The organism is Pokkaliibacter plantistimulans, from assembly GCF_003194385.1.
In the GTDB taxonomy this organism is placed as follows: Bacteria; Pseudomonadota; Gammaproteobacteria; order Pseudomonadales; family Balneatricaceae; genus Pokkaliibacter; species Pokkaliibacter plantistimulans.
Genome location: NZ_LAPT01000084.1, coordinates 1 through 8,102, shown reverse-complemented (window position 1 = coordinate 8,102; position 8,102 = coordinate 1). Strand labels below are relative to the sequence as shown.

Below are 8,102 nucleotides of genomic sequence, written 5' to 3'. Positions count from 1 at the left end.
CGGGCACTGGAGATGGCTTATCGCTTGCGTGGTCGGCCGCAAGGGGTCATGTTCCACTCCGACCAGGGGTGTCAGTACAGCAGTCTGGAATACCGCCAGCGGCTGTGGCGGTATCGGATGGTTCAAAGCATGAGCCGGCGTGGTAACTGCTGGGATACTTAGTCCATTATGCTTTTGAACGTCAGCCTAATCTGACCCGTGCTGGGATTGGCCTACATCACATGCCTTTGCATTGACCTGTCGATTGGGTCCTGACGTTCCCTGGCATTGCCAGGCCTGGCGTTTGTGACCTAATAGGAGCTTTGCACCGCACCCTAAATGTCCTGTCCTGCGCTCAGGATTGGTGATGCGTCCTTGTCAGAGGAGAAGCGCATGAACCATCAGTCGAACGCACACGACGTCATTCTTGGCGTGGATACCCATTTGGATATTCATATAGGTGTTCTGATTAACAGCATGGGTCAGTGGTTGGGAGAGCTCCCGGTTGATACGACGACAACCGGTTACCTCAAGCTACTGACCTGGGCGCAATCGTTCGGCAAACTAACCCGTGCAGGGGTAGAAGGTACGGGGACCTATGGCGCGGGCCTGGTCCAGGTTTTACGGGATTACGGCGTTATCGTGTATGAGGTGAATAGACCCGACCGAAGCCGGAGACGGCTCCAGGGCAAGTCGGATCCGATGGATGCGGAAAATGCAGCCCGTGCTGTTCTGGCCGGTCGGGCAACCGCCATCCCAAAAGAGCAATCCGGTGTGGCTGAGGCCTTGCGCATTGCCTGCATTGCGCGACGGAGCGCCGTCAAAGCCAAAACCCAGGCGATTAACCAACTACGTGCGCTACTGGTGAGTGCGCCTGCTGATATTCGTGCCCGGCTGTGGCGTAGCAAACCTGAGGCCTGTGTGGCGATCTGTGCACGCTTACGCACGCTTGGAGATACGCCGCGCTTACAGGTATTGGCAGCCACTTTACGCTCCCTCGCCCAGCGTTGGCGTGCATTGGCCGACGAAGTAGACGAACATGACAAGACGTTGGATGCCCTTACGAAACAGCATGCTAAACGCTTGAGGAATCAGTTTGGGGTCGGGCCACAGACTGCCGCAGTGCTGCTGTCGGTGGCAGGTGATAATCCTGAGCGGCTGAAAAGCGAAGCGGCATTAGCGGCTTTGTGTGGCGCCAGTCCGTTGCCGGCATCGTCAGGTAATACCATCCGGCACCGCCTCAACCGAGGGGGTAGTCGGACGGCCAACAACGCGTTATGGACCATTGCTATGGTGCGTATGCGCAGTGAACCCCGAACGCGGGCCCATGTGGAGCGTCGAATGGGAGAAGGCCTCTCGACGAAGGAGATTCATCGGTGTCTGAAACGGTATATTGCCAGAGAGCTCTATCCTCTGATCCTCGCGGACCTAGCAGAATCAGCACGGGTACCTTGACATAGGAGCGTCAATGCGACTACGGAGCGGCTCTTTCGCAGTGTGAAAAGTCAGTGGGTACCCTTGATGCCGCCAAACGGCTGACGCAGGTCACGCACGTTCTGGCTGTTGACGAACAGCATGCCTGCTTCGATCTGATTGGCTATGCGATGCACCTTGCCGTTATCCGACGTCCAGAGGTAAGAGGCCAGTCCGTAGTCATTGTCATTGGCCATGGCGATCACGTCCGCCTCATCCCTGAATGGAATCAGTACCGCACAGGGCCGAAGATTTCCTCCCGGGCGATACGCATGTCGTTGGTCACGTCACGGAATACCGTGGGCGCAACGAAATGCCCCTGCGCCAGATGAGCAGCCACGGCGGGCTTGTCACCGCCAGCAATCAGCCTGGCCCCCTCTTCCACACCCATCTGGATATAGCCGGTGACTTTCTTGTAATGATCCCTGGAGATCAGAGAGCCGACCTTGGTGTTCATATCCATCGGATCGCCCACACTGATGGCACTGGCGCGGGCGGCAAAGTCAGAGGCGAAACGGTCGTAAATGTTTTCCTGAACGAAGATGCGAGACCCAGCAGTGCAGCGCTCTCCATTGATGGAGAAGATACCAAACAGTGCGGCATCGAGAGCACGCTCGTAATCACAGTCGTCACAAATCATCACAGGTGACTTGCCGCCCAGCTCCATGGAGAACTTCTTCAGTCCGGCATTGGCGATAATGTGCTTGCCCGTGGAGGTGCCGCCGGTGAAGGAGATGACGCTGACGTCCGGGTTGCGAATCAGTGCATCCCCCGTGGTGCGACCAAAACCGTGTACCACGTTGAATACCCCGGCAGGCACTCCGGCTTCCATGATCAGCTTGCCAAGGAAGTCTGTTGTCAGTGGGCTCAGCTCCGACTGCTTCATCACTGCAGTATTACCCAGCGCCAGACAGGGCGCGGTTTTCCAGGTGCCGGTCATGAAGGGCACGTTCCAGGGGGAGATTAGCCCGCAGACACCCACTGGCTTGTGCAGGGTGTAGTTCAGCATCTGGTCATCGACCGGATAGGTATGGCCATTCATCTGCTTGGCCATTCAGCAAAGAAGTAAAAGTTCTCCGCTGCGCGCGGGATGAGCGCGTTGCGGGTCTGATACAGCGGCAAGCCAGTGTCTCTGGTTTCCAGCTCTGACAGCTCATCGACATTTTCTGCGATCAGGTCACCGATTCGCTCGATGATTTTGGAACGCTTCTTCACTGACATGTTGGCCCACGCAGGAAAGGCCTCTTTTGCCGCCTGCACCGCCTCGGCGACCTGCTCAGCAGACGCATGGGCGACGACGTCCAGTACCTCACCTGTTGCCGGGTTGATAGTCTCAAAGGTTTCAGGGCTTTCGACCCATTTGCCATTGATCAGATGCTTTATCACGCTGCGAACTCCTGCACTTGCTGTCTGCTGACTCAGAATGTGTTCACGATTCCGTCGGCACGGTTTTGTTTTGATAGCAGCCCTGCTGCACAGAGTCACTAATTAAGATATTAATAATCAATTTAACATCTTAATTTTAGTCAACCGCGTGCGGAGAGATTTTTTGCTGGCAGATAGGGAGAGGATGAACACAGGAATTCGCCGATGTCTGCGTACAGGGCGAGATCTGTAATAATTGTAATTTTTCAAATGCGGCTTTCTGGTAAAAATGCCGCTGATGCCCTCTCATGTTTTTTATGACTGCGAGAGGGCATCAGCCCGGTAGAAGAATAACCACAGGGTATAGCGACAGATGACAACCCGGATTCTTATCGTCGATGACGAGCAAGGTGTACGAGACCTGCTGACTGAATTGCTGGAACAGCACGGTTTTGATGTCACCGCAGTCGCAGACAGCGACGCCATGTTCAGTGCCCTGTCTGCTCTGCCCCATGCACTGGTGGTGATCGACCTGCGCCTGGGCAAGGAGGACGGCATGAATGTCGCCCGCCAGCTACGGCACAAGTCCGTCATTCCTATCATGATGCTGACCGGCAAAGGCGATGAGACAGACCGCATTCTTGGCCTGGAGCTGGCGGCCGACGACTTCCTGATGAAGCCCTTCAATAACCGCGAATTTCTGGCCCGGGTGCGCGCCCTGATTCGCCGCACCACCGAGCTGAGCGTACCGGCGCGGCGTGATGATCTGTCCAGCCATGAACGTATCAGCTTCAACGACTGGACGCTCGACCTCACCAGTCGCGAATTATTCAATGCGGCAGGCCAGCCCCTTGAGCTGACCTACGCCGAGTTCAATCTGCTGGAGGCACTGGTACGTGCCCCCAATCGCATTCTCAGCCGTGACCAGCTGCTGGAACTGACACGAGGCAACGAAACGGAAGTGTTTGACCGCACTATCGATGTCCTGATCCTGCGCCTGCGGCGCAAGATTGAGCCCAACCCCCGGCAACCTTCGCTGATCCGCACCGAGCGTGGTCTGGGCTATATCTTCAGCGCGCACATCTGCCAATGCTGAACCGTCAACGACACGGCGCCAGTATGCGTACCAAGTTGCTGTTTGCACTGGGCGTCGTCTGTCTGGCCAGTGTGGTGATCGCTGCCGTAGGATGGTTTGGCCTGCGCAATACCGAATCGGCCATGAGCGCCCTGCAGCGCGATATTCTGCCGGACATTTCATCATCGCTGGTGCTGGCCGAGCGCACTGCCAGTCTGGCTGCCCTGGCACCTTATGTGGCCGAGGCGGTGACCCCCTTTCAGGTGCAGCAGGAAAGCGAAGAGCTTAAATCCCGGCAGCTGGAGCTGACGGCACTGGCCACCCAGATTCATCATCTGGATCAGGCTCCGCAGTTACAGCATCAGCTGGCACGGATGAACGCCGCGCTGTCTGAGCTGATCAACCATACCGAACAGGAACTGTTCCTGCGTGAAGATATTCTGCAAACCTTTTACGGCATCAATCAGCGCTTCGAACAGCTGGCACGCTTTCCCCAACTGCAGCCCCTGTTGCCGGGTCTGCTCGACAAAACCCATTTGATCATTAACGTCAGTGGCAGTCAGCTGGATAACTTCACCCAACCGCTGAGAGATCAGCTGGACAAGCTGCACCAGCAGTATGCTCATGATGCCGTTCCCCTTGCTCTGCCGCTGCAACAACTCATGGATGACACCAATGCGCTGATTGAGCAGAAGCGCCACCAGAGTGAGCTGCTGGAGCGGAAAACCTTCCTGTTGGCCGCGGTAAGAGCCAACTCTGCCGCCCTGTCTGACGAAGTACGCCACTTTGTCGAGCAACTACAGCAGCGCCTGAGTGACCAGCAACAGCAGCTCAGCCGCGCCGTTCAGTGGGGCCAGAGCCGCATTCTGCTGTTAACTCTGCTTGCTTTGCTGATGCTGATTATCGGCATCTTCTGGGTGCTTGATCTGAGCCGACACCTCAAAACCATCGCCCAGCAGATGAGCCTGCTGGCACAGGGTGTCACCGACCAGCCGGTCCCGTCTTCCACACGACACGATGAGGTCGGTAGCCTGACTCAGGCCTTTCTGGTCTTCCGCCAGCGCACCATGGATCTGCAGGCACTCACAGCCGATCTCCAGCAGCAAACACGCCTGCTGGAAACCGTGTTCGCCAACATCAACGACGGCCTCAGCGTGTTCGACAGCGATAATCGACTGCTCGCCTGGAACCCGCAGTATCTGGCGCTGTTTTCACTGCCTGTGGAGCGCATTCGGGCCGGGATGTATCTGGATGAAATCCAGACCCTGATGAATCAGCTGCCCCATTACAACCGCAGCCTCGATAACAGCCCGCTCGACATGGTGGAAATCAATCTGCGCCGACAGGCCGAACCCCAGCGTTTTGAGCGATATTTCCATAATGGTCAGGTACTTGAGTTCCGCAGCCGACCGATGCCGGACGGGGGCTTTGTCACCCTCTATTCCGATCTGACCGAACGCAAAGCAATCGAGAGCCAATTACGGCAAGCACAGAAGATGGATGTACTGGGTCAGCTGACCGGCGGTGTCGCCCATGACTTCAACAACCTGCTGTCGGCCATCATTGGTAACTTGCAGTTGCTGCAGGAAGCACCGGCTGAGCAGCCTCTGGATGAGCGCAGTCTGCGTCTGAGCCAGCGCGCACTGGCCGCAGCAGAGAAAGGGGCAGGGCTGGTGCAACGCCTGCTGGCCTTTGCCCGCCGCCAGCATCTGCAGCCAGAAGCCGTGCAGGTCAACGAACTGCTGGAGGCGATGCTGGATCTGATTGAATACAGCGTCGGCCCGCAGATCAGCATTGAGGTGCAGCTGTGCGAGGCCGATCCCTGGATTTATGTGGATGCCAGTCAGCTCGACAACAGCCTGCTCAATCTGGTGCTGAATGCCTGTGCAGCCATGCCCGATGGCGGGCAGCTGACGCTTCGGACCAGTCAATCTCGTCGCGCGGAGAAGCAGGACAGCGACTGGGTACTGATCGAAGTGCAGGACAGCGGTCACGGCATTGCCGAGGAGGTCATCGACCGCATTTTTGAACCCTTTTTCACGACTAAGGCGGTTGGTCAGGGCAGCGGACTGGGGCTGAGTATGGTGTACGGCTTTGTGCACCAGTCAGGAGGGGATATCAGCGTCAGCAGCAGTCTGGGCGAAGGCACCACTTTCCAGCTTTGGCTACCCCTGCATCATCCGCAGCAGCGCCCATCGGGCACCCTGTCTGACGGCCCTCTGCCAATGGGCAATCAGCAACATATTTTGCTGGTGGAAGATGATCAGCAGGTACAGCTGGCGGCCATCGGCTTACTGGAACATCTTCATTACCGGGTGACGGCGGTGAGTTCTGCCAGCGAGGCTCGCGAACTGCTGCACTCCGCTCCCACCAGTAACGGTACCCATGATTACGCCTTGCTGTTAAGTGACATCAACCTGGGTACGCGCGAGAGCGGCATCGAGCTGGCGCACTTCTGTCAGCACCACTACCCCACACTGCCAGTACTCCTCACGTCAGGCTTGCCCAAGGAACGCTTGTTGCTGGACTACGGAATGGCCTCTGAACTGCCCTTACTCCCCAAACCTTATCGCCTGGATACCCTTGCGCGGAAACTGGCGGAATGCCTGACAGAGTGAGATGAGTTAAGCGTCTGGCTTTCATAGAAAGGCCGTTCAGCTCTTGGCTTTACTGCAAAAAATTAATGAGTTGTTTCCATCCCTTTCAATCAATACAGGCACTCAGCCACCCTCAACAACATCAATTGGTGAAAATATCTAAGCAATCACCTAAAAATATGTCGTTTTGTGCAGCGCGTCAGAAGCACTAACATACCTACATCTAAAGTCTAATAGATACTTCTGGAGCACATCATGAAAGACGACATCAAAAACCTGAGCGTTGTTGAACTGCTGGACCGTGTAGACCTGTCTCACTACGACAAAACTGAAATCATCCGCCTGCGTGCAGAAGTCGAACGTGCTGAGTTTGTAGCCGCCTGCATCACCGGTTTCGTCAACAAAGTAAAAGCACTGTTCGTCAGTAAGAAAGACGAGCTGTCTGTTGCCGGTGCGCGCCACGCCTGATTGGCCGCGCATCGCCCCTTCCGCCAGACTCCGCACGACCTTCCCCGCTCAGGGGACAGCCCATCGCAATACCCTTCTGTGTTTCTTACTTCCCAGCACTAATAGCGGAATGAATCCGGTAACGGATAGCGGCCGAGCTATCAATGGCTTTTGCGCAGCGACATTCACCTTGAAGGCAAGACTTATATGCCAGGTGAGAAGATTCTTTGTTGAGATAACGCTTTGTTGAGAAAGCTCTTTGTTAAAAAAGCTCTTTGTTAAAAAAGCTCTTTGTTAAAAAAGAGTTTTTGAGAAGGCTGTTTTAAAAACTGGCTGGTGAGATCAATCAGAGAGAGTGCGTGAAGCAAGTATGCTTACCTCACGCCGGGTATTGATCAGTCTGGATGGTGCAGAAACATCAGACCTTCTTGACGAACTCAGACTTCAGGCTCATGGCGCCGATACCGTCGAGTTTGCAATCGATATCATGATCGCCATCCACCAGACGAATATTCTTCGCCTTGGTTCCTACCTTGATCACCAGTGAAGAGCCCTTCACTTTCAGATCCTTGATGACGGTAACAGTATCGCCGTCCTGCAGAATGTTCCCTACTGAGTCACGTACCACCTTATCCGTCTCAGCGGTTGCCACCTCGTTCGGGTTCCACTCATGGGCACACTCTGGGCAGACCAGATTGCTACCGTCTTCATAGACGTATTCGGATTGGCATTGGGGGCAAGCTGGCAAAGTGCTCACGCGGTTTCCTCATTTCTGAACTTACTGACTGCCCCGGCCGATGGCTGGCGCAGCGCTAAAGGCCGCACATTATATAGGGAAATGGCGTAAAAAGTCATCCATTCCTCCCTGAGCCCAGTATTTACGCGGCATTCAGTAGGGAGTTAAGCCCCTGCAATCTGCTCAAATTGCTTAACAGGCTGTTGAAAAACGTTATCGAGGCAGCCGAGACAAGGAAATACCCCGAGGGCACAAGAAACAGGCGAAAAAGCGGAGTTTAGTGAACTAAATGAGCATTTGACTCGCTCCGCTCGCCCCTTCGGGGCCGTGCTAAAGCACGTTCAGCCTGTGGCTGTGAGCCTGTTTTTGACGCGGTATTCGGCAACGCAGATAGATTTTCAACGACCTGTTAAACCTGATCAGGCGCCAA

At 55.5% G+C, this 8,102-nt stretch carries 5 protein-coding genes and 2 pseudogenes; 5 read left to right on the top strand and 2 right to left on the bottom strand.

Annotation, left to right across the window (positions count from 1 at the left end; translation table 11 throughout):
- Positions 1-156: pseudogene (locus tag WH50_RS17130) on the top strand (DDE-type integrase/transposase/recombinase); the annotation flags it as partial.
- A gap of 216 nt (positions 157-372) precedes the next feature.
- Positions 373-1,434 carry an IS110 family RNA-guided transposase gene (locus WH50_RS17125; RefSeq protein ID WP_110188453.1) on the top strand — a complete coding sequence of 354 codons (1,062 nt, stop codon included), beginning with the start codon at positions 373-375 and terminating at the stop codon, positions 1,432-1,434.
- Positions 1,435-1,484: 50 nt separating this feature from the next.
- Here WH50_RS17125 and hpaE read toward each other — a convergent pair.
- A pseudogene (gene hpaE / locus WH50_RS17120) lies at positions 1,485-2,838 on the bottom strand (5-carboxymethyl-2-hydroxymuconate semialdehyde dehydrogenase).
- Positions 2,839-3,190: 352 nt separating this feature from the next.
- On the opposite strand from hpaE, the gene WH50_RS17115 reads away from it, so the two are divergent.
- The 3 genes from WH50_RS17115 (at position 3,191) to WH50_RS17105 (ending at position 6,957) form a co-directional block, all read left to right on the top strand.
- Positions 3,191-3,913: a winged helix-turn-helix domain-containing protein gene (locus WH50_RS17115; RefSeq protein WP_110188452.1), complete on the top strand. Its 723-nt coding sequence runs from the start codon at positions 3,191-3,193 to the stop codon at positions 3,911-3,913.
- Positions 3,914-3,936: 23 nt separating this feature from the next.
- Positions 3,937-6,510 carry a PAS-domain containing protein gene (locus tag WH50_RS17110; protein WP_165838457.1) on the top strand — a complete coding sequence of 858 codons (2,574 nt, stop codon included), beginning with the start codon at positions 3,937-3,939 and terminating at the stop codon, positions 6,508-6,510.
- Between the two features lie 234 nt (positions 6,511-6,744).
- Positions 6,745-6,957 carry a hypothetical protein gene (locus tag WH50_RS17105; protein WP_104151513.1) on the top strand — a complete coding sequence of 71 codons (213 nt, stop codon included), beginning with the start codon at positions 6,745-6,747 and terminating at the stop codon, positions 6,955-6,957.
- A gap of 397 nt (positions 6,958-7,354) precedes the next feature.
- On the opposite strand, the gene WH50_RS17100 is transcribed toward WH50_RS17105, so the two are convergent.
- On the bottom strand, positions 7,355-7,693 hold the full coding sequence (locus tag WH50_RS17100) for a zinc ribbon domain-containing protein YjdM (protein WP_104151514.1): 339 nt from the start codon (positions 7,691-7,693) through the stop codon (positions 7,355-7,357).
- Positions 7,694-8,102 lie beyond the last annotated feature (409 nt).